This window comes from Pedobacter sp. N36a, from assembly GCF_014472395.1.
In the GTDB taxonomy this organism is placed as follows: domain Bacteria; phylum Bacteroidota; class Bacteroidia; order Sphingobacteriales; family Sphingobacteriaceae; genus Pedobacter.
This window is the reverse complement of record NZ_JACSZW010000011.1, coordinates 22,779-43,568: the sequence shown is the minus strand read 5'-3', so window position 1 is coordinate 43,568 and position 20,790 is coordinate 22,779. Positions and strand designations below refer to the sequence as shown.

16 protein-coding genes are annotated in these 20,790 nt (G+C 39.3%); 8 read left to right on the top strand and 8 right to left on the bottom strand.

What is annotated here, in order from left to right; all coding sequences use genetic code 11:
- Positions 1-395 precede the first annotated feature (395 nt).
- A complete protein-coding gene (gene sucC / locus H9X96_RS19045) occupies positions 396-1,586 on the bottom strand; it encodes an ADP-forming succinate--CoA ligase subunit beta (RefSeq protein ID WP_062547383.1) in 1,191 nt (396 codons plus the stop codon).
- 65 nt (positions 1,587-1,651) lie between these two features.
- Between sucC and H9X96_RS19040 the strand changes: the two genes are divergently transcribed.
- From H9X96_RS19040 to H9X96_RS19020, 5 genes are all read left to right on the top strand, one after another.
- Positions 1,652-2,302, top strand: coding sequence for an ABC transporter ATP-binding protein (locus H9X96_RS19040; protein WP_187667805.1), 651 nt, complete (start codon positions 1,652-1,654; stop codon positions 2,300-2,302).
- A 4-nt stretch (positions 2,303-2,306) separates the two neighbouring features.
- Positions 2,307-2,804: a hypothetical protein gene (locus H9X96_RS19035; protein ID WP_187667804.1), complete on the top strand. Its 498-nt coding sequence runs from the start codon at positions 2,307-2,309 to the stop codon at positions 2,802-2,804.
- A 12-nt stretch (positions 2,805-2,816) separates the two neighbouring features.
- Complete coding sequence (locus H9X96_RS19030) at positions 2,817-3,428, top strand: HAD hydrolase-like protein (protein ID WP_187667803.1); 612 nt, start codon at positions 2,817-2,819, stop codon at positions 3,426-3,428.
- Positions 3,429-3,565: 137 nt separating this feature from the next.
- A complete protein-coding gene (locus H9X96_RS19025) occupies positions 3,566-5,233 on the top strand; it encodes a S41 family peptidase (protein ID WP_187667802.1) in 1,668 nt (555 codons plus the stop codon).
- Between the two features lie 136 nt (positions 5,234-5,369).
- On the top strand, positions 5,370-5,636 hold the full coding sequence (locus H9X96_RS19020) for a hypothetical protein (RefSeq protein ID WP_187667801.1): 267 nt from the start codon (positions 5,370-5,372) through the stop codon (positions 5,634-5,636).
- A 3-nt stretch (positions 5,637-5,639) separates the two neighbouring features.
- On the opposite strand, the gene H9X96_RS19015 is transcribed toward H9X96_RS19020, so the two are convergent.
- The gene (locus H9X96_RS19015; RefSeq protein ID WP_187667800.1) at positions 5,640-6,602 is read right to left on the bottom strand and encodes a M28 family peptidase; all 963 of its coding nucleotides are present in this window, start codon (positions 6,600-6,602) and stop codon (positions 5,640-5,642) included.
- 166 nt (positions 6,603-6,768) lie between these two features.
- On the opposite strand from H9X96_RS19015, the gene H9X96_RS19010 reads away from it, so the two are divergent.
- Entirely contained in the window at positions 6,769-7,752 is a 984-nt protein-coding gene (locus H9X96_RS19010; RefSeq protein ID WP_187667799.1) for an aldo/keto reductase, read from the top strand.
- A gap of 57 nt (positions 7,753-7,809) precedes the next feature.
- Here H9X96_RS19010 and H9X96_RS19005 read toward each other — a convergent pair whose 3' ends face one another.
- Both H9X96_RS19005 and H9X96_RS19000 read right to left on the bottom strand, forming a co-directional pair.
- A complete protein-coding gene (locus H9X96_RS19005) occupies positions 7,810-9,258 on the bottom strand; it encodes a glyceraldehyde-3-phosphate dehydrogenase (RefSeq protein WP_187667798.1) in 1,449 nt (482 codons plus the stop codon).
- 110 nt (positions 9,259-9,368) lie between these two features.
- On the bottom strand, positions 9,369-10,229 hold the full coding sequence (locus tag H9X96_RS19000) for an RNA polymerase sigma factor RpoD/SigA (RefSeq protein ID WP_062547391.1): 861 nt from the start codon (positions 10,227-10,229) through the stop codon (positions 9,369-9,371).
- Between the two features lie 505 nt (positions 10,230-10,734).
- Here H9X96_RS19000 and H9X96_RS18995 point away from each other — a divergent pair.
- The gene (locus H9X96_RS18995) at positions 10,735-10,968 is read left to right on the top strand and encodes a helix-turn-helix transcriptional regulator (RefSeq protein WP_187667797.1); all 234 of its coding nucleotides are present in this window, start codon (positions 10,735-10,737) and stop codon (positions 10,966-10,968) included.
- A gap of 65 nt (positions 10,969-11,033) precedes the next feature.
- Here the strand turns inward: H9X96_RS18995 and H9X96_RS18990 are convergent, their stop codons facing one another.
- The 3 genes from H9X96_RS18990 to lpdA form a co-directional block, all read right to left on the bottom strand.
- Positions 11,034-11,363: a YegP family protein gene (locus tag H9X96_RS18990; RefSeq protein ID WP_062547393.1), complete on the bottom strand. Its 330-nt coding sequence runs from the start codon at positions 11,361-11,363 to the stop codon at positions 11,034-11,036.
- Positions 11,364-11,811: 448 nt separating this feature from the next.
- On the bottom strand, positions 11,812-12,651 hold the full coding sequence (locus H9X96_RS18985; protein ID WP_187667796.1) for an MBL fold metallo-hydrolase: 840 nt from the start codon (positions 12,649-12,651) through the stop codon (positions 11,812-11,814).
- A gap of 112 nt (positions 12,652-12,763) precedes the next feature.
- The gene (gene lpdA / locus H9X96_RS18980; protein WP_187667795.1) at positions 12,764-14,152 is read right to left on the bottom strand and encodes a dihydrolipoyl dehydrogenase; all 1,389 of its coding nucleotides are present in this window, start codon (positions 14,150-14,152) and stop codon (positions 12,764-12,766) included.
- Between the two features lie 334 nt (positions 14,153-14,486).
- Between lpdA and H9X96_RS18975 the strand changes: the two genes are divergently transcribed.
- Positions 14,487-17,606 (top strand): TonB-dependent receptor, encoded by a 3,120-nt coding sequence (locus H9X96_RS18975; protein ID WP_187667794.1) that lies wholly within the window; start codon positions 14,487-14,489, stop codon positions 17,604-17,606.
- Positions 17,607-17,693: 87 nt separating this feature from the next.
- Here the strand turns inward: H9X96_RS18975 and H9X96_RS18970 are convergent, their stop codons facing one another.
- On the bottom strand, positions 17,694-20,681 hold the full coding sequence (locus H9X96_RS18970; RefSeq protein ID WP_187667793.1) for a glycoside hydrolase domain-containing protein: 2,988 nt from the start codon (positions 20,679-20,681) through the stop codon (positions 17,694-17,696).
- Positions 20,682-20,790 lie beyond the last annotated feature (109 nt).

Sequence of the window (20,790 nt, the reverse complement as noted above, 5' to 3'; positions counted from 1 at the left end):
ATAGATTTTTCATGTAATAAAAACATAAATATTGATTTTTGGTTACAAAAAGTTAATATTTAATCTGTTTAATGATTGTTTTCTGGTTGTTTTTGGTTTTTGTGTCAATTCTATTGTGTTTTTGTCTTAATTTTTGCTGTTTTTGTATTTTTATTGGAATTTATTTTAAAATAAATTGTGAATTGTCCGTTTAACTTCTATATTTGTGTCAGCTCGTTTAATTTATATTTGGTTAAAGAAGCCTCAAGTTGGATGACTTGAGGCTTCTTTTGTTTTATAGCCAGGATAAATTCAGTACAAAGCTTTTTTAGCTTTAAGAACCAAAATTTCAGGCACAAAAAAAGGCCAATTGAATAAACAATTGACCTTTTAGGCTTTTAACTAAGAACTGGTGCTTATGCCAATACTTTAGTTACTAAATCTGCTGCATCTTTCAATGCAATTGCAGAATATACTTTTAATCCTGATTCATCGATTAACTGTTTCGCTTCAGCGGCATTAGTACCTTGTAAACGACAGATAATTGGCACAGGAATATCACCGATTTCTTTGTAAGCATCAATTACACCCTGAGCAACACGGTCGCAACGAACGATACCACCAAAGATGTTAATTAAGATCGCTTTCACATTTGGATCCTTAAGGATAATGTTGAAACCTGCTTTTACAGTTTGTGCATTTGCAGTTCCACCTACATCCAGGAAGTTAGCTGGCTCACCGCCTGCGATTTTGATGATGTCCATGGTCGCCATTGCTAAACCTGCACCGTTCACCATACAGCCAACGTTACCATCTAATTTCACATAGTTTAAGTTAGACTCACTTGCTTCCACATCTGTTGGATCTTCTTCCAATTTATCACGCATTGCTGCATAATCAGGATGACGGAATAAAGCGTTCTCATCTAAGTCAACTTTAGCATCAACAGCGATGATTTTATCATCAGAAGTTTTCAATACCGGGTTGATCTCAAACATCGCAGAGTCAGTAGCGTCATAAGCTTTGTAAAGCGCAGTGATAAATTTCACCATGTCTTTGTGAGCTGCACCACTTAATCCTAGATTGAAGGCAATTTTACGAGCCTGGAATCCTTGAAGACCAACTTTAGGGTCAATCTCTTCTTTGAATATTAAATGAGGAGTTTTTTCTGCAACCTCTTCAATGTCCATTCCACCTTCGGTAGAATACATAATGATGTTAGTTCCAGTTGAACGGTTTAAAAGCACGCTCACATAGAATTCTTTAGTTTCAGATGCTCCAGGGTAATAAACATCCTGCGCCACTAAAATCTTGTTCACTTTCTTTCCTTCCGGGCCAGTTTGAGGAGTAACCAATTGCATACCTAAAATGTCGGTTGCTCTTTGCGCTACTTCTTCCAGGTTTTTCGCCAGCTTTACGCCACCGCCTTTACCTCTTCCGCCTGCATGGATCTGTGCTTTAATCACAACCCAATCAGAATTGTAGTCAGTTTTCATTTTTTTAGCCGCTTCTACAGCCTGCTCAACCGTGTGGGCAACGACGCCTTCTTGTACGGCTACACCAAAACTTTTAAGTATTTCTTTACCTTGATATTCGTGGATATTCATTTGCTGAAAAAATTTGTCCAAATCTACAATTTCAGATTGGTTTTAAAAACAGTAAGTTTGCATTTATGCTAAAAGCAACAGGTATAAAGAAAGCTTATGGAAATTTACCCATCCTGAAAGGGGTAGATTTTGAGGTGGAAAAGGGAGAAATTGTCAGCATTATCGGTGCCTCAGGTGCGGGTAAAAGTACCCTGCTGCATATATTAGGGACTTTAGACAAACCAGATCAAGGAACTGTAGAATTAAATGGCGCTAAGGTAAATCAACTTTCCGGGGAGCTGCTGAGTGTATTTCGTAACAAAAATATAGGCTTTGTTTTTCAGTTTCATCACCTGTTGCCTGAGTTTAGTGCTTTAGAGAATATCTGTATCCCTGCTTTTATCGCCAAAACTAGTAAAAGAGATGCGGAGCGCCGTGCATTGGAGCTTTTGGACCTGCTGGGATTGAAAGATCGGGCGGCGCATAAACCTAATGAATTGTCGGGTGGTGAGCAGCAGCGGATTGCCGTAGCGAGGGCACTTGTAAACCATCCTGCGATTATCCTGGCCGATGAACCTTCGGGAAATCTGGACTCCGCCAATGCCAATGCCTTACACGAATTTTTTATCACCCTCCGAGATAATTTTAAACAGACCTTTGTAATCGTAACCCACAACGAAGGACTGGCAGAAATTAGCGATAGGGTAGTCACCATGAAAGACGGATTAATCATATAATATTTTGAAAATACTAATTACAGGAGGTAAATCTGCCTCAGCATTAAAGCTGCTGAAAGCTTTTGCCAGCCAACATATATTACTTGCCGATTACGGAGATATGCCTGCGTTTGCTTCTGCAGCTTATCAAATGCACTCCTTAGGGACCAGAAATGACGATACTACTGCGCATACTTTACTCAACAACTGTCTGGACGAAAATGTAGAAATGCTATTGCCAATTCATGATTTTGAAATTGAAGCAGTGGCCAAATCTATGGTTTTGTTTGAAGAATTTGGGATTGAGGTATTATTGCCACAGCCTGCAGATTTACCTAAATACCTCAGTACTGAAAAACAACGCGGAGATTGGGCATTGTACCAGAAGGAGGTATTGCTTTTCCCTGAAAATGCGAACGAAGCACAAAAGGAATTGGGCATTAGGGAAAAATTGAATGGCGTATTCTACACCATTGACAGCCCGGAAGGACTGCAGCCAGTTTTATTTACCATCAATTCCTAATCATTTTATCCCATGAGGCTAGAAGAATTACTAAAAAACAAACAAGCATTCATTTTTGAACTGGACAATGTCATTTATCCTGAAAAGGATTATTTATTGCAGGTTTACTACCTGTTCGCACAATTTATTGAATATGGGGAACAATTAAATGCTAGTGATATTGTTAAATATATGCACGATCAATACCTTGCTTCCGGACCAGAAGGTCTATTCGAGAGAACTGCTGAGGAATTCAAAATTCCAGAGAAGTATAAAGTAAATTATGATCTGGTGATGCAAAATGCAAAACTTCCATTGAAGCTGCTGATTTATAATAAAACGTTGTCATTACTACAGGAAATTGTTGCCCATGGCAAACAAGTGTTTTTATTTGTAGATGGTGATTCCCTAATGCAACTAAATAAAATCAGACAAGTAGAATGGAATGGGTTGGAGAAGAATCTGATCGTTTATTTTTCTGAAGAATCTGAACCAAAACCTAGTACAAAAGGGATAGAAATGATCCGGGATCGCCATGATTTAAAACCAGAGCAAATGGTTTTGATTGGTACTAAACCAGCGGATCAGGAATGTGCATTTAATGCAGAAATTGAATTTTTAGGCATTGAAGAGGTGCTGAAATAACTTTGTTTATTCTTAAACAGCTTTTTTGTGGTAAAAACAATGAAGCTGTTTGAAATAAAACACTTGTTAAATTGCTGATCATCATCAGGTAATGATGTTTTTTTATTATAGATTTGTAATAGAAAATGGGAACAAGGATGATAAAAAGATTAAGCTCCGGAAAGTATATTTTAATCGCATTAGCACTTCTTCCTGTGCTCTTCAATGCCTGCAAAAAAAGCAAGGTTATCCCGGAAACTTCAGGCACGGAGCAATCTCAGCCTACCGGCGGGAATACGAAACAGACTCCTACCTCAGACCGAAGAGCACTGACTAATGATTCCCTGTTTTTATATGCCCAGCAGATTTATTACTGGAATGATCAACTGCCTACTTATGATGTTTTTGATCCTAGAACTTACACGAAATTGGGTACTGACCTGGCCAATTTCAATAATGAGCTGTTTAATATTACCAAATTTTCCGGATTTGAAACTGTTGCCGGTTCTTCTTCCCCAAAATATGCATTTATTAGGGACGAAGATACCTCAAATGGCAGCCAAAGTACTGCACCGGATAGATCATCTAGTGTAGACCTGTCGGACATTGGATTTGACATGGGCTTTTTAAATTTTCAAGGTTATGGTGTTGACAATGATTATAAACTTTATGTAAAGGCTGTTTACCCGAACTCACCTGCTGATCTCGCAAAAATTACAAGAGGAACCCAGATTACCAAAATTGGCAGCCGTACTATAGGTACTAACTTCGATGCAGAGGTAAGCACCATCAATGCGGTTCTAAATGGTGCCAGTACCAGTACCACTTTTTCCGGGATCAGACCGGATGGAACAACTTTCAATGATGTAGCACTCAGTGTTAAAAAATATACCAGCAGTCCGGTATTTGCTTCAAAAGTAATAGATCAGGGAGGGAAAAAGATAGGTTATCTGGCTTATTCTATTTTCTCAGTATTGACAAATCCTGATAGTAAAAACCCAACTGATACTCGAATTGATCCTGTTTTTGCCAATTTTGCCACAAATAATGTCACAGATTTAGTGATCGATTTACGCTATAATGGCGGGGGGTCTGTAGAAACAGCAGAATACCTATTGAATCTACTTGCTCCTGCCAATACCAATGGAGTGATGTTTTCTGAAACTTATAATAGTGTGATGAAGAGTGGAAAAGCCAGTATACTGAAGAATCAGCCTTTAACAGATGCTAAGGGTAACATTCAATACAGCAGTTCTGGTAAGATGTATACACTGAATGATGTGGAATGGTCTGATGCGGGAAATGTATATTCGTTTTCAAAAAAAGGCCCTTTAAATGGACTGAAAAATATTGTGTTTCTAGTTTCTGGTAATACTGCTTCTGCAAGTGAATTGCTGATCAATAGCATTAAACCTTATATGCAGAGTGTAAAGTTGGTGGGTACTACCACTTATGGCAAGCCAGTCGGCTTTTTTCCAATTACCCTGGATAAACATTATTCGGTGTACCTGCCAAGTTTTGAAAGTAAAAATAAAAATGGAGAAGGTGGTTATTATGCAGGAATGAAGCCTGACTTTGCAGATACCGGTGCATCTGATCTTTTTGATGATGCTACGCATGATTTTGGTGATCCCAAAGAGAGCTATTTAAACAAAGCACTTTCTATTCTTGCTCCAGTGGCTCCATCAGCTTTGGCCAGTCGAATTGCCTCAAATGGTGTTGCCGTTGCTGCTCAAAGTTCGGTTAAACTGATGAATACAAACTTTTCAAACAGCAACATGAGGGCTGCCGGTATGGTGGAAACTCGTTATCGCCTGAAAAAATAAAAGCTTGTTAATCAGCGTTTTTTGATCATTGTAAAATCCTATTTACAATAGGATGTCAAAATGACTTTGATCTATGGCTTTTAATTGCGATTTTAAATTAAGAAACGCATATTTATTACAATTTAGCCAGAGTATTATGATTGGGGAATTAATCGAGAAAGAATCAATAGACATCAGCCAGATCATACCTGCTGACCAGAACCATACCGAAGAATTAAGAGATAAGTTGAATTCTGCACAACGCCTGGGAAATGAATTTAAATCAAAGGCAGACATTTCCTTTAATACAAAAGAAGGACCTAAGACAGTTTCGACTACAGTATGGCAGGTAACAGAAAAATACTTACAATTGAAAAATGGAATTCATATTCCTTTAAACAGCCTTTTAGCGATAGAATTCTAAATCCTATTGTTTTTTCATCTGCAGTTTTTGTCTGAAAATAGACTGCAGATCACGTTCTTTATCAATGTTGTTAATGATTTCCAAGATGGAGGCAGCAGCATTGGTAAAGAACTTTTTGTTGATATTCTGATACTTATCTGAGGCCTGGTGATAATCTTTATGGTCCTCCACTCCAAAATACAGGAAAGGAATGTTCTTCGCATTAAATGAACCCTGATCACTTTGATTGGTCCAGTCATCATTTCCTGTTTTTGGATCATCATGGCCCATGATTACTTTAATAATGGGCTTAGTGGTAATGAAATACTTTTTTAATTGTGGGTATTTAAATGTACCGCAAGCATACAGTTCGTTTTTGTCATTGTGACTGATCATGTCCATATTCACATTCATCCTGATATTTTCTAAAGGAATAGTGGCCAGCTCTACAAAAGCCTTCGAACCTTTTAATCCCATTTCTTCGGCATCAAAAGCGGCAAAGACCATACTGTAATTGGGTTGATGCTTTTTAAAGTAAGTGGCAAACGTCAATAAAGCGGCTACACCGGAAGCATTGTCGTCTGCTCCATTATAAATTTGGTCTTTGATGATTCCTACATGATCGTAATGCGCTGAAATAACGATTACTTCTGTGTTTCGTCCTGGTACATAAGCCAGCATATTCTTACCTGTAATTTCCTGACCGGCCCTATCCTTAAAAGTAAAAGCCTGCTCATAATTGCCAAGGTGTGGGAGCGGCGCTAAGCCGATTTCCTCAAATCGCTGTTTGATATATGCCCGGGCCATTTCAGCGCCCTTAGTGCCTGTCTTACGCCCCTCAAAACGATCAGAAGATAAGGTCTCTACATCCTTTAATAATTGTTGTTCCGTTTTATTGGTTGATTTCTTGGTTTGTGCCAGCGAAGGATTCTTTTGTGCAGTACAACCCAATAAGGCAATTAGAGGGATTAGCAGATAAATTCTCATTCTGTGAGGAGCTTGTGTTATATAAAGGTAAAAATATTATCGGAAAAGCCCCTGGGCCCCAAAAAAGAAAACTTAATAATGGGAATGCTGTTTTTCTAATACCTTTAAAAAGGACGAATAAAGACAAATAAAAAAGATATATCAATTCATTAAAAGTATAAATTAGATGGAATACAGACGTTTAGGAAAATCGGGATTACAGGTGAGTGCGCTTTCATTGGGCAGCTGGCTTACTTTTGGTCAGCAAATCAGTGATCAGACTGCTGACGAACTGATGGGGATTGCTTATGATGCCGGAGTCAACTTTTTTGACAATGCAGAAGGATATGCGGAAGGGAAATCTGAGCTGGTAATGGGAAAGATTCTTAAGGCCCGAAAATGGGAGAGGGAATCTTTTGTGGTCTCTAGTAAAGTGTTTTTTGGAACAGAGAACAAAGGGCCGAACCGGATGGGATTGTCCCGCAAGCACGTAATTGAGGCTTGTCATGGCGCATTAAAAAGATTGCAGGTAGATTACCTGGACCTTTATTTTTGCCACAGACCGGATAAGAATACGCCAATTGAAGAAACGGTTTGGGCAATGAATACTTTATTGCAGCAGGGGAAAATCCTTTATTGGGGAACTTCAGAATGGAGTGCCTCAGAAATTATGGAAGCCATTCGTGTAGCAAAACAATACAATTTAATTGGTCCTACGATGAAGCAGCCGCAGTACAATTTATTGGAACGCAATAAAATGGAAAATGAATATTTATTGCTGTTTAAAGATTATGGGCTTGGAACCACAATCTGGTCGCCATTGGCTTCTGGATTATTGTCAGGTAAGTATACGTCAGGAGTGACTAAAGATACCCGATTAGAGCTGAAAGGAATGGAATGGCTTAAAGATGCAGTCTTAAATGAAGAGAAACTGAAAAAAGCAGAAAAACTTCAGGGACTTGCAGATCAATTGAATATTCCTTTGGCAAAATTATCACTGGCCTGGTGTTTAAAAAATCCAAATGTGAGTACGGTAATTTTAGGTGCTTCCAAAACCGCACAATTAAAAGAAAATCTGACCACTTTAGAAGTATTGCCATTACTTACTGAAAAGGTGATGACAGATATTGAGGACATCATGCAGACGAAACCTCATTTGCCGCAGTTTTAAAAAAAAGGGCCTTGTTTTTAAACAAAGCCCTTTTTTATTGGATATTCTTTTGAAGTCTTAATAATAAGTTAACCTCACTACTCCTGCCAATTTCTTAGCCAGGCGAATCACTTGTCTGGTGTAACCATATTCGTTGTCATACCAGGCGTACAATACCACCGATTTATTGTCTTTGGCCATAATCGTAGCCGGACCGTCAATAATGGAAGCGTGACTGTTACCTATCAAATCTGTACTCACCAATTCATTGGAGATAGAGTATTCAATTTGCTCTGATAAATCTCCGAATAAGGAAGCCTGTCTGAGTATTTCTGACACTTCTTCTTTGGAAGTGACGGTGTTCAATGACAAATTTAGGATGGCCAATGAAACATTTGGAGTAGGAACACGTACTGCGTTTCCGGTCAGTTTGCCACCCAAATGAGGGATCACTTTTGCCACCGCTTTATCTGCGCCGGTTTCTGTGATCACCAGGTTTAAAGCTGCAGCTCTGCCTCTTCTATATTTTTTATGGTAATTGTCTAGTAGATTCTGGTCGTTCGTATAAGAGTGAACAGTTTCAATATGTCCTTTTTCAATGCCAAAAGCATCATCAATCAACTTTAAAACAGGAACTATAGCATTGGTGGTACAAGAAGCATTGGATAAAATCGTTTCTGATTCATAATCTATGCCTGCATCATTAATTCCAGCTACTACATTTAGAATATCTCCTTTTGCTGGCGCCGTTAGCAATACTTTGCTGATTCCATTGGCATTGAGATGTCTGCCCAGACCTTCACGGTCACGGAAAACGCCAGTATTGTCAATCAGTAAGGCATCATGAATATCATATAGGGTATAATCGACCTCTTCTGGTTCTTTGGCAACAATAAAATAGATCGTCTGACCATTAATAATCAGTGCTTTATTTTCAAAATCTTCTGTGATGGTACCATTGAAAGGACCATGAACAGAATCTGTGCGTAATAGCTCTGCTCTTTTGATCAGTTCTTCATCGCTGTAACTGCGGGTTACAATGGCTCTTAATCGCAATTGCTCGCCTTTACCTGCCTGTAAGATCAACTCACGTGCGGCAATTCTGCCAATACGCCCAAAACCATATAGCACTACATCTTTAGGAACTAGGTTTCTTTTGTCCTTGCCTATATGTTTACTGAGTTTACTCACCACAAAATCATGAATAGTAGGGTAGTGGTCATTATCGTCCAGCCATTCTGAAGCTAATCGGCCAATGTCAATACGGGAAGGGGCAAGGTTACATTTTGAAATGGTCAAAGCCAGTTCCAGGGTTTCATAAATACTGATGTCTTTTCCACTGATTTGTTTCGCATATTGGTGGTGCGAAAGGATTTCGCTGCTGCCAACATCAAATAAAGGTTTGCGGAACAATACAAGTTCGATAGATCTGTCGAACCAGAGCTGGCCTACGACATTAATCAGCTCAATGGCTTTTTTCTCTTTTTCAATCCAACTTTGGAATTCGGATTGGTACTTCTTTAGCATGTGGCAATATTTTTGGTTAGAATGCCACAAAAGTAAAAAAGATTGAGCGAGATACCCAACCTTTTTACTTTATAAATTTATCACACAAGGTGTTAAATGGAACTAATAGACTAGCCCAAATATGATTTTAAGATTTTACTTCTTGAAGTATGACGTAAACGCTGTAACGCTTTGTCTTTAATCTGACGTACACGCTCACGGGTCAGGTTAAACTTTTCACCAATCTCTTCTAAAGATAGGGGATGGTTTGTGCTCAATCCGAAGAAAAGTACGATAATCTCGCGTTCACGCTCAGTTAAAGTTGAAAGAGAACGTTTGATTTCCTCAGAAAGAGATTCATTGATCAAACTGCTATCCGTATTTGGTTCATGATTTTCCAAGACATCTAGCAATGTATTTTCTTCTCCCTGAACAAATGGTGCATCCATTGATACGTGACGGCCAGAGTTACTTAAAGTATCAGAAATTTTATCAACCGTAGTTTCTAAGATATCTGCCAATTCTTCCGGAGAAGGCTCACGTTCAAATTCCTGCTCTAATTTAGAGAAAGCCTTGCTGATTTTGCTCAATGAACCCACCTGGTTTAATGGCAAACGTACAATACGACTTTGTTCAGCAATAGCTTGCAATATAGATTGACGAATCCACCAAACAGCATAAGAGATAAATTTGAAACCCTTAGTCTCGTCAAAACGCTTTGCAGCCTTAATTAAACCCAGGTTACCTTCGTTGATTAAATCTCCTAGTGTTAAACCTTGATTTTGATATTGCTTCGCTACTGAAACCACAAAACGCAAATTCGTCTTGGTTAAACGCTCTAATGCGGCCTGATCTCCCTCGCGTATTTTTCTTGCTAATATTACTTCTTCTTCGGCGGTGATTAAATCTACTTTACCAATTTCGTGAAGGTATTTGTCTAAAGATTGACTTTCGCGGTTGGTAATGGATTGCGTGATTTTGAGTTGTCTCATTTATATGCTTTGGTACTCGTTATGTGTTTGAACTTGCAAAAGTAAGAATTTAAAGGCAATTTGAAAACATAAATTCCTGAAAATGTTACAGTTTACAACTGCTATTTCTACGGATTTTAAGTAGCAATAATTATTCCAAAATACTTTTGTCAGTATTTTATGGCGGTATTATGAATATGGCTATATTTATTGTTATTCAATAAATAAGTTTTGATAAACAATAACAAATCAGTTAAGTTTGTACCTTATTGTAGATTGTCTAGCCTGAGTCAGAATGCAAAAATGTTTATTGCGGAATATTAATTTCGGAAAACACAGCGAAACTGTCAGTTGACAAAAAGCAAAAAGAATTGAGAAATAATGTAAAAAACTGTTATAGCAGGGAAGAAAGTCGAAAAATTAAGAATTATTGGCAGATTAAGCCTTTCTTTTTCCGCTTTTAATGGTCCTGTTTTTGGGACAATAGTGTCAATTGATGGTGTCAGGGATAATTAAGGAAATAAATATGGCAATAGTAGTGAATTTAGATGTGATGCTGGCCAAACGAAAAATGTCGTTGACTAGCTTAACGCAGCAGGTAGGGATTACGATGTCAAACTTATCTATTTTGAAAACAGGAAAAGCAAAAGCAATTCGGCTCGAAGCACTGGATGCCATCTGCCGGGTATTGGATTGTCAGCCTGGGGATTTGCTGGCCTACCAGTACGAAGAATCAAATGTGGAAGAGATAAAAAAGTAAAGGCTGTCCGCTTTAAATGAAAAGGAACAGGCTTTACTTTTTCTTTATGCTGAGTTTTATCAAGCTTAGCTGAGGTCCACAACCTCCGCATCTGGTGCATTCTTTTTAACGGATTCAATACCATTTTCTCTGCTGGCCTCCGATTCATACATTTCGCTGGTACCAATTACCTGTCCGTTGGTTGCCTTTAAATTGAAATATGGTTTGCCATTACTGGAAGTCTTTCTTTCAAATTTACTGTCATCTTTAGCGTTTTTCTTAACGGATTCAATGCCGTTATGACAATTCGCTTTTGCAGTATAGCCTTCACTAGTGAGGATGACCTGGCCATTGCCTGCTTTCAAATCGAATTGAAATTCGCCGTTTTTCCTTGTTTTGATCTCGAATTTTCCCATAATCGTTTAATTGGTTTTTTGTATCCAGGTTGAAATTTTTATTTCAATATATAAAAAAATGGATATCAAAACAATATTTTGATGTCGATCATTCTCTTCATTATCAGTATTTAGCGCTGAAATGGGTTCAGTTTTGGCAGGACTGTGTTTATTGTTTAAGAAATAAATAATGGTATTTAGAATGACTCATTTCTATAAGATTTCCTAATTAAGGGATCTGTTCGCTATCTGTTTTGCTGTTGTTTTGCTTTTCTTTTGCTGGATCAAAAGAACTGTAATAGAATAGCCGGTCGGGAGGAAAGGAAAATGAGATGGGAATCCGATTTAAGTAGGAGTTAGATGGGCGTATTACCCTTTGAATAAACAGGAGCTGCAGGAATCAAAAAAAGCACCTTGATCAAGGTGCTTATAAAAATTGCCCATTGGGCTTGATTGATGTTTTATGAAACTATAGACTCGCGAGGTCGAATGTACGATCCAGTCTGATGCCTTTTTCCGTTTGCTGAAGCGTGCAGCATTCATTTACTGCATCATGTTCTAGGAATAAGACATATTGTTTTTCAGCGGCTTCTTGTAGGAATGATTTTTTTTCAGTCAGGGTTTTCAAAGGAAACATATCATAAGCCATCACATAAGGCAAAGGAATGTGTCCTACGGAAGGCAGTAAATCTGCCATATATACAATAGTATGCCCTTTATATTGAATCTGCGGCAGCATCATGGCATCGGTATGGCCATAAGCAAACCGAATATTGATGCCGTCATGAAATTGAACACCTTCTTCATCAGCAATAAAACGCAATTGTCCGCTTTCCTGGATAGGGAGGATGTTTTCTTTTAAGAAAGAGGCTTTTTCTCTATCGTTTGGATTTACTGCCCAATCCCAATGTTTCGCATTGCTCCAATAAAACGCATTGTTAAAGGCTGGTCTGAGTTTATCGCCCTGGCGAATAATGGAACCCCCGCAATGGTCAAAATGGAGGTGGGTTAGGAAAACATCAGTAATGTCTGCTCTGGAAAATCCTTTGGCAGCGAGTGATTTGTCAAGCGTGTCTTCACCATGCAGGTAATAATGGCCCATAAACTTCTCATCCTGTTTATCACCAATCCCATTGTCGACTAAAATTAATCGGTTTCCGTCTTCAATTAGCAGACAGCGCATAGCCCAGGTACACATATTATTGGCATCGGCAGGCGTAGTTTTCTGCCAAATAGATTTTGGCACTACCCCAAACATGGCACCGCCATCTAATTTAAATAAACCGGTATCGATCGTATGTAATTTCATGTGCAGCTTGAATTAGTAATTGAAAAAGATAAAAGTAAAAAAAAACCTGTTGAAAAGCTCAACAGGTTTTTTAAAACAATCAGCCTATCTTAAGAAAAGGCGATTTTATAAATTATAAGTGAATCACTTCACCGTAAGCATCAGCTGTAGCTTCCATAATGGCTTCACTCATGGTTGGGTGAGGGTGAACCGCTTTTAACATTTCATGTCCAGTGGTTTCCAGTTTACGGGCAACTACGATTTCAGCGATCAGTTCGGTTACATTGGCACCAATCATGTGTGCACCTAGTAATTCACCGTATTTTGCATCATAGATCATTTTAATAAAACCATCTTTTGCGCCGGCTGCACTTGCTTTACCTGAAGCTGAGAATGGGAATTTACCAATTTTCAATTCATATCCGGCAGCTCTTGCTGCTTTCTCCGTATAGCCAACAGAAGCAATTTCAGGACTGCAATAAGTACATCCAGGGATGTTATTGTAATCTAAAGGCTCTGGTTTCTGACCAGCAATTTTCTCTACACAGATGATTCCTTCTGCAGAAGCTACGTGAGCTAGTGCCTGACCAGGAACAATATCACCAATTGCATAGTAACCTTTTACGTTAGTGCTGTAGAATTCGTCTACGATCACTTTACCTTTTTCAGTTTTAATGCCAGTTTCTTCTAAACCAATATTTTCGATGTTTGCAACGACTCCAGCAGCAGAAAGAACGATATCACATTCTAAAGTTTGCATACCTGAAGCTGTCTTTACCTGAACTTTACATCCAGTACCGCTCGTATCAACAGATTCTACACTAGAAGAAGTCATCACTTCGATGCCTGCTTTTTTGAAACTGCGCAGCAATTGTTTAGAAACGTCTTCGTCTTCAACCGGAACAATGTTGTCCATGAATTCTACTACGGTTACTTTAGTACCTAAAGTAGCATAGAAGTAAGCAAATTCAACACCGATCGCACCAGATCCAACTACTACCATAGATTTAGGCTGCTCAGGCAATACCATCGCCTGTCTGTAACCGATGATCTTTTTACCATCTTGTTTCAGGTTAGGCAATTCTCTAGATCTACCACCGGTAGCCAGGATGATACTAGTTGCAGTATAGTCTTTTACTGTACCATCAGCTGCTTTCACTTCTACCTTGTTTCCAGGTTTAGCTTTACCAGTACCCATGATCACGTCAATTTTGTTCTTTTTCATCAAGAATTGAACACCCTTGCTCATGCCATCAGCAACGCCACGGCTACGTTTGATTACCGCTGCGAAATCGGCCTCAGCCTCCGCAGTTTTAATACCATATTCAGCAGCATGATTGATATATTCAAAAACCTGTGCACTTTTTAATAAGGCTTTGGTTGGGATACATCCCCAGTTGAGGCAGATTCCGCCTAAAGATTCGCGTTCTACTACCGCAGTTTTTAAACCTAACTGAGAAGCTCTTATTGCAGCTACATATCCACCAGGACCGCTGCCAATTACAATTACATCGTAGTTCATATCTTATATAAAGGAATTTTTAACTTAAGTAATTGCCAAAATTAAAAAAATTGTTCATTAATACCACCTGTTAGATTTTTGTACCCTGCTTTTCAGTGGTTTAATTTAAATAGTGCCCTACAAACGCTGATATTGTGTTTATTTTGAAATTTAACAAATTACTGACAAACTGTACGTTAGATATGTTAAAGAAGGTGTTAAATGTTGAAAATTATTGTGATATTTAATAATAATTTAACATTGGAACCATGATCGTGGATGATTTAATTTTTACCTTTGTGCCGTTATATTGTATTGCAGTATCATAAAAAAACAAACATTAATTAGAAAAAGTATGAAGAAATCATTACTATTTAAATTCGTGGTTATGATCTTAGTCTTTGCGGGAACGTTTTCTGCAGTAGAGGCTCAGGTGACTACCTCATCAATGACGGGTAGCGTTCGCGACGCTAAAGGGCCTTTGCCTGGTGCCAGTGTTAAAGCAACACAGGTGGCCACCGGAACAACCTATTCAGTTTCAACGAATACTGAAGGCCGTTTTAACATCGCAAATATGCGTGTTGGTGGTAGTTATAAAGTTGTCGTAACATTTGTTGGTTATCAGCCACAAGAATACGATGGAATCGTACTTAAATTAGGTGAGCCTTTCATTTTAAACGTACAGTTGAGAGATGAAGGTGTAACTTTAGATCAAGTTCAGGTAGTAGGCACAAAAAGTGCTGTATTTAACAACAAGAAAAACGGTGCTTCTACAAGCATTAGTAAGGAACAATTAGAGAGCCTGCCAACTTTGAGCAGATCTTTATCTGATTTTTACCGTTTAACACCTCAGGCAAATGGTAACTCATTTGGTGGTGCCAACCAACGTTACAACAGTATCACTATTGATGGTGCGGTTAATAACGATGTATTCGCAGCTTCAAGTGGTTCAATCACTCCAGGTGGAGGTGCAAACACACAGCCAATCTCTTTGGATGCGATCCAGGAGATTCAAGTAGTATTAGCGCCTTACGACATCACTTACGGTAACTTTACTGGTGCAGGTGTAAACGCAATTACACGTTCAGGAACAAACAAAGTAGAAGGTTCTGCTTACTTCTTCGGAAGAAACCAGGCGACTGTAGGTAAACAGCCAAACGGTTTGAAATCAAGTAAATTCTCTGATTACCAGTATGGTTTCAGAATCGGTGGTCCAATCGTGAAGGATAAATTATTTTTCTTCGTGAATGGTGAACTAGGTAGAAAAAAACAACCTACTGTAAATAATGCAGGTGATCCAAGTGCAGTATTATCTGTAGAGCAAGCACAAAAATTAGCTGCTTACGTATTAGATAAATACAAATACGATGTAGGTTCTTATGGTGAGCAGGATGCAGAAACTCAAAACGATAAAGTTTTTGCAAGATTAGACTGGAACATCAATGCTAAAAACCAATTGATGGTTCGTCATAACTACATTAAAGCTTATGATGATGTACTTTCCCGTTCCGGAACAAGTTTCAAATTTGGTAACAACGGCGGAAGAAACAACAGTAATCAAAATATCTCCGTTTTAGAATTGAGAAGCCAGATCTCTGAAACTTTATCAAATAACCTATTATTAGGTTATTCAAGAGTGAGAGATGCAAGATCTGTTTCAGGTTCTTTATTCCCTCAGGTGGAAATCCGTAACTTTAATGCTTCAACTAATATTGTTGCTTTCGGTTCAGAAAGAAGCAGTACAGCAAATGAGTTAGATCAGGACATCTTCGAGATCACAGATAACTTTAAAATCTTTGCAGGTAACCATACCTTCACTATTGGTACACACAATGAGTTCTACAAATTCAGAAACCTATTTGTAAACAACAGATATGGTTACTGGCAGTTCAACAACTTAGCTGATTTTGAAGCGAATAAACCTTCTCGTGTAGAGGTGATTTTCCCTATCAATGGTCAGAATCCAGAAGCTAAATTTGGGGCTGCTCAATTGGGTTTCTATGCACAGGATGATATTCAGGTAACTCCTGAGTTGAGATTAACCGCTGGTTTACGTGTAGATGTTCCATTGTTCTTCGACAAACCAGGTTACAATCCTGCTGCTGAAGCTTCATTCGGTTACAGAACAGACAGAACACCAAAAAGCACACCTCTAGTTGCGCCAAGAGTTGGTTTTAACTATGATGTGTTTGGTGATAGAAGCCTTCAATTACGTGGTGGTGCTGGTATCTTTACTGGTCGTGTCCCATTTGTATGGTTGTCTAACCAATTTACAAATTCAGGTTTGCTAACAGGAGAGGTTAGATTAACTTCAAATGCACAAATCCCAGGTGGTTTCCAACCGGATCCAAACTTGCAGTCTACTGTAGGAACTCCAGGTAACTACCAGTTAAACTTAATTGATGAGTCTTTCAGATTACCACAGGTATTCAGATCTAACTTTGCTGCTGACTTTAAATTATTTGCAGGTATCTCTGCAACTTTAGAGGCAATCTACAGCAAAACATTAAACAACATTACTTACTCTGATCTTAACATTAAAGGTGTAACTGGAGTATTAAATGCTGGATTGACAGGTGGTCAGGATACTAGACCAACTTATGGTGGTAAAGTAAATTCTAAAGTAACTAATGCAATTTTACTTCAAAATAGCAACAAAGGTTCTGCATACAGCTTCACTGCTCAATTGCAAAAACAATTTGATAGCGGTTTCGGTGCTTCCATCGCCTATACTTATGGTGAAGCAAAAGACGTAAACAGCGGTACCAGCTCAACAGCTGTATCTAACTGGCAGTTCAACCAAATCGTTACTGATCCTAACAATACGCCATTGGCTTATTCGACTTTTGATACTAAACACAGAATCGTTGGTAGCTTAAATTACGGTGTAAGATATGGTAAGCAAGGTTTATTCGGTACTTCTATCGCTGTATTCTATGCTGGAAGATCTGGAAATCCATTTACTTACTTGTACAACGGTGACTTAAACGGTGATGGTTCAAATGGTAACGATTTAATTTATGTACCAAGAAATGCATCTGAAATCAAGTTAGTAGATCTTCCTGCTTCTGGTTCAACCCCTATTATCACAGCTGCTGAACAGTGGAATAGCTTAAATGCTTACATTGATAAAGATCCTTATTTGAAAACAAGAAGAGGTCAATATGCAGAGCGTAACGGTGCACGTATGCCATGGCAGCACCAGTTTGACTTAAGATTAATGCAGGATTTAGGTGCATTGGTTAAAGGTTCTTCAAATAAAATTCAGCTTTCCGTTGATGTATTCAACGTAGGTAACTTAATCAAGAAAGATTGGGGCAGAGGTTATTTCCTAAGCAACCAGGCTAACTCATTGATTAGCTACACTGGAAGTGGTTATACTTTCAGAGAACCAGTTACTGGTAATGGATACACTGTTGACCAAGTTGGCTCTCGCTGGGCTGCACAGTTTGGTATCAGATATATCTTCAACTAGTCAGCTATTACAATATAAAAAATCCCCGCCCTTGAAAAAGGAGCGGGGATTTTTTTTGGCTTTTATTTTTGTGTAAAATGGAGTTGGTTACTTTTCTTTGATCACCAACATCCAGCCTTTACCTGCGGTAACAGGAATCTCCTGATCTGCGGTAAAGCTTGCAGCAGACTGGAAATTTTTAATCTCCGTTGCGGTAATGCTGGCCTTCGCGGGATCGATATCCAGCGCTTTCCAATCAATCGTTAGGCGAATGCTGACATCTGTAGGTGCCCAGCTGGCCAAGGACACCAATGCAGTTTTATCTTTCTTATAAATGGTAACCGGTACATTGGCGTTATTGCTCTTCACCGGATTGTTTTCCACCCAGTAACCGATCATTTTACTGCCCTGCATACCAAAGTTATCCCATGCATTCCAGATCGGACGCGGGTCTGCGCCATCACTCCATGGCATCCTGTTGGTCATGCCATACAGCATTCCTCGCCATGCATTTCCGCCATCCTGTAACATTTCGCCCATCAGGCCGAAAGGAATACCAGATACTTCAGTCAGGAAGAAATCAGGACTGTTTTTGTCGTAATAGAAATATTCACCAAACCATAACCTGTTCAGGTAGGGGAAATGTTCCATGTATAAATTGGCACTATTGTTAAAACCATCGCTTTTATTGTACTGGTTTGCGGAGTGTAAATCAATTATCCCCGGATGCCCGTCTTTTGTCAGCACTCTTTTTATTCTTTTCATGGTAGTACGGTCAAAAGCAACATCATCCAGATAAATCCCGTCGATTCCTACATTTTGTACCAGCCAGTTCATACCTTCCACATAATAGTTGTGCCACCTGCTCATGCCACTGTTGACCACCGCTGCATCCTTGATCTCCGGTACATACCAGGCGGCGATATAATCTTTACCCAAGTGTTCCTGCAACCAGGAATAGCCTCCGCCATTTCCAGGGGAATAGATTTCATGGCCCAGACTTCTTAAAGGAAAGGTTTCATAAGCACTGTTGGACAGCTCACGAACGGTATTGTAGATTTTTACTTTTAGACCCTTCAAATGCGCTTGATTGATGTATGATTTCATCTCTTTATGCGCGATAAAAGGGTAGTTGATATAAGGGTTGATCGGTGTAGCATGGTGGATATTGATCAGATTGGCACCGGTGGCTTTGATCGAATCCAGGTTGTCATACTTATGATAAAAGCGGTTGCTCCATTGAAAATCAGTATTTATCGGGTGGAAAGGGGTGATGAGCAAGTTAAAGTTGTAATATAGAGTATCCCCCTTTTTCATAATTTGCTCACCGCTGTAGTTATCGGCTAAAATCGTTTTTCCTTTTTTAAACACCTGGATGCCTCCTTTACCTTCATTTCCCCAGGAAGTAGGGAGCAGCAATGGTTTTTGTAAATAGAAATTGGTGTTCAGCGGGCGGACGTAATGGTTGTCTTTTAAGGTGTATTGCAAGCCTGCATTGACGTCCCCGATCCATGCTCCATCCTGATTTTTGTGGGTTACATCCCATTTCCATTTTAGGGAATCCGGCCTGTTTCCGCCTTTTAAGCCAAGACCCATCATGTATTTTGAAGCCTCTGGAGTAAAAGGAATGTGCAGGCGGACATCGTTTAGTTTCAGGTCCTGCATAGCGATCAATTTGACGGTATAGGAAAGAAAACCATCAAATTCTATCGTGCCTCCTACCTCCATTTTCAGGCTGTCGGAAGTGTTTGTGGTGATCCATTTTACCGTTCCCGGCTGCTGTTCGGTAAAGGTTAGTGGACCGTTTTTCCATACGAAATCTTTGTCTTTGCTGTTTTTTACATGAAAATGAATCGGTTCCGTTAGAATCTCCTTACCAGTTTTAGAAAACTCCGTCATTTCCGGTGTAAAGAAGGTCTGGATTTGCGCCGGAAAACCATCCTTGTTTAAGGCTACTTTTCTGCCCAGCAATGAAATACTCTGCTCTTTGACCAGCAATGGGATATAAGGGGCAATGACGTCGTTTTTCTGTGCAAGGGTAGAATTTAACCAGGTTAAGCGGGTTTGCTTCCAGGGTTCGTTGATGCCACCATAGGTTAAAGTTTTGTTGTGAACCGTTAAGTTCAGCTGGATTGGTGTAGCCGGAACGCCATTGGCAGTTACGGTGACAGTGCCAGTATAAGTTCCTGGAACGGTTTTTTTTGGTAAATTAGCCAATATCCAAAGGGCTTGCACCTGAGCCTGTGCTACGTCTACTGTTTTATGCAGGGGCTGCATATTCCAATTCTTGCCATCAGTATTCAGGCAGGAAAGGATGCTGGCGGGCAAGCGCATTCCAGTCTTGCTTTTTAGGTCGGTAAATTTTAGCTGTACGTTTTTTAAGTCTTGTTTCACTGGATAAATGCCCAGTTGAAATGCATAGTTTTCTCCCTTTGCTGCGCTGCCAGAAAACTGAGTTCTCCAGCCTTTTAAGATCCAGCGCTGCGGCAGATCAGTGGTCATTTTTATCGGATTTAGGCGGTCTTCCGGAAATACAAAATAAGCTTGCTGGGGATGTGCTTTGATGAGGTCTTTGGTTTCCTTCGCGGTAGCGATCACTTCCATCGGGTAATTGCTGTTCATGGCATTGACCGATTCAATTTCCTGAACTCTTACAGTAGCCAGGTTTGCTGCTGCCGATGGCCAGGAAGGATTACTGCTGGTTTTTCTCTGCAGGTAAATGGCATTCGGGTAATTAGAACGGCCATCTACTTTGTAGGGTTGGTAATAGACATAGTAAGTGCCAATTCCAGAACTCGGTTCAAAATAAATGGTGCCTTGTTCCCTATTGATTTCCCCAATCTTCAATTGTTTTACCATTTGATTGGTTTTTGCATCTACTACCCAGATTTCTTTCAGTTCTGGTTGCAGATCCCTTCTGCGCCATGGAATGACTGCCTTTGCAACGGTTCCATTGCTGGTGACCTGGAGCACCACGCGGTGGTTGCCAAGGGAGTCTGGATTCCAGGCATCCTTTCCATTGGTATACTTCAATTCCTGTGCCGATGCAGCCCCGGCGAGAAAAATCAAAATAAATGGGACAAAGTATTTTTTCATAAAAAGGGTTGTGTTGATTTTAATATTAAAATTAGGTGTTATTTATCATTGCTGTGATAAAAAAGCAACGCAATCGTTTGATTTGTAGTATGAAGCAGGTTCATGATGA

What these genes read in the sequence shown, in the direction of transcription:
- sucC (WP_062547383.1), bottom strand. Translation starts at nt 1,586, where the DNA reads ATGAATATCCACGAATATCAAGGTAAAGAAATACTTAAAAGTTTTGGT.
- H9X96_RS19040 (WP_187667805.1), top strand. Translation starts at nt 1,652, where the DNA reads ATGCTAAAAGCAACAGGTATAAAGAAAGCTTATGGAAATTTACCCATC.
- H9X96_RS19030 (WP_187667803.1), top strand. Translation starts at nt 2,817, where the DNA reads ATGAGGCTAGAAGAATTACTAAAAAACAAACAAGCATTCATTTTTGAA.
- H9X96_RS19025 (WP_187667802.1), top strand. Translation starts at nt 3,566, where the DNA reads ATGATAAAAAGATTAAGCTCCGGAAAGTATATTTTAATCGCATTAGCA.
- H9X96_RS19020 (WP_187667801.1), top strand. Translation starts at nt 5,370, where the DNA reads ATGATTGGGGAATTAATCGAGAAAGAATCAATAGACATCAGCCAGATC.
- H9X96_RS19015 (WP_187667800.1), bottom strand. Translation starts at nt 6,602, where the DNA reads ATGAGAATTTATCTGCTAATCCCTCTAATTGCCTTATTGGGTTGTACT.
- H9X96_RS19010 (WP_187667799.1), top strand. Translation starts at nt 6,769, where the DNA reads ATGGAATACAGACGTTTAGGAAAATCGGGATTACAGGTGAGTGCGCTT.
- H9X96_RS19005 (WP_187667798.1), bottom strand. Translation starts at nt 9,258, where the DNA reads ATGCTAAAGAAGTACCAATCCGAATTCCAAAGTTGGATTGAAAAAGAG.
- H9X96_RS19000 (WP_062547391.1), bottom strand. Translation starts at nt 10,229, where the DNA reads ATGAGACAACTCAAAATCACGCAATCCATTACCAACCGCGAAAGTCAA.
- H9X96_RS18995 (WP_187667797.1), top strand. Translation starts at nt 10,735, where the DNA reads ATGGCAATAGTAGTGAATTTAGATGTGATGCTGGCCAAACGAAAAATG.
- H9X96_RS18990 (WP_062547393.1), bottom strand. Translation starts at nt 11,363, where the DNA reads ATGGGAAAATTCGAGATCAAAACAAGGAAAAACGGCGAATTTCAATTC.
- H9X96_RS18985 (WP_187667796.1), bottom strand. Translation starts at nt 12,651, where the DNA reads ATGAAATTACATACGATCGATACCGGTTTATTTAAATTAGATGGCGGT.
- lpdA (WP_187667795.1), bottom strand. Translation starts at nt 14,152, where the DNA reads ATGAACTACGATGTAATTGTAATTGGCAGCGGTCCTGGTGGATATGTA.
- H9X96_RS18975 (WP_187667794.1), top strand. Translation starts at nt 14,487, where the DNA reads ATGAAGAAATCATTACTATTTAAATTCGTGGTTATGATCTTAGTCTTT.
- H9X96_RS18970 (WP_187667793.1), bottom strand. Translation starts at nt 20,681, where the DNA reads ATGAAAAAATACTTTGTCCCATTTATTTTGATTTTTCTCGCCGGGGCT.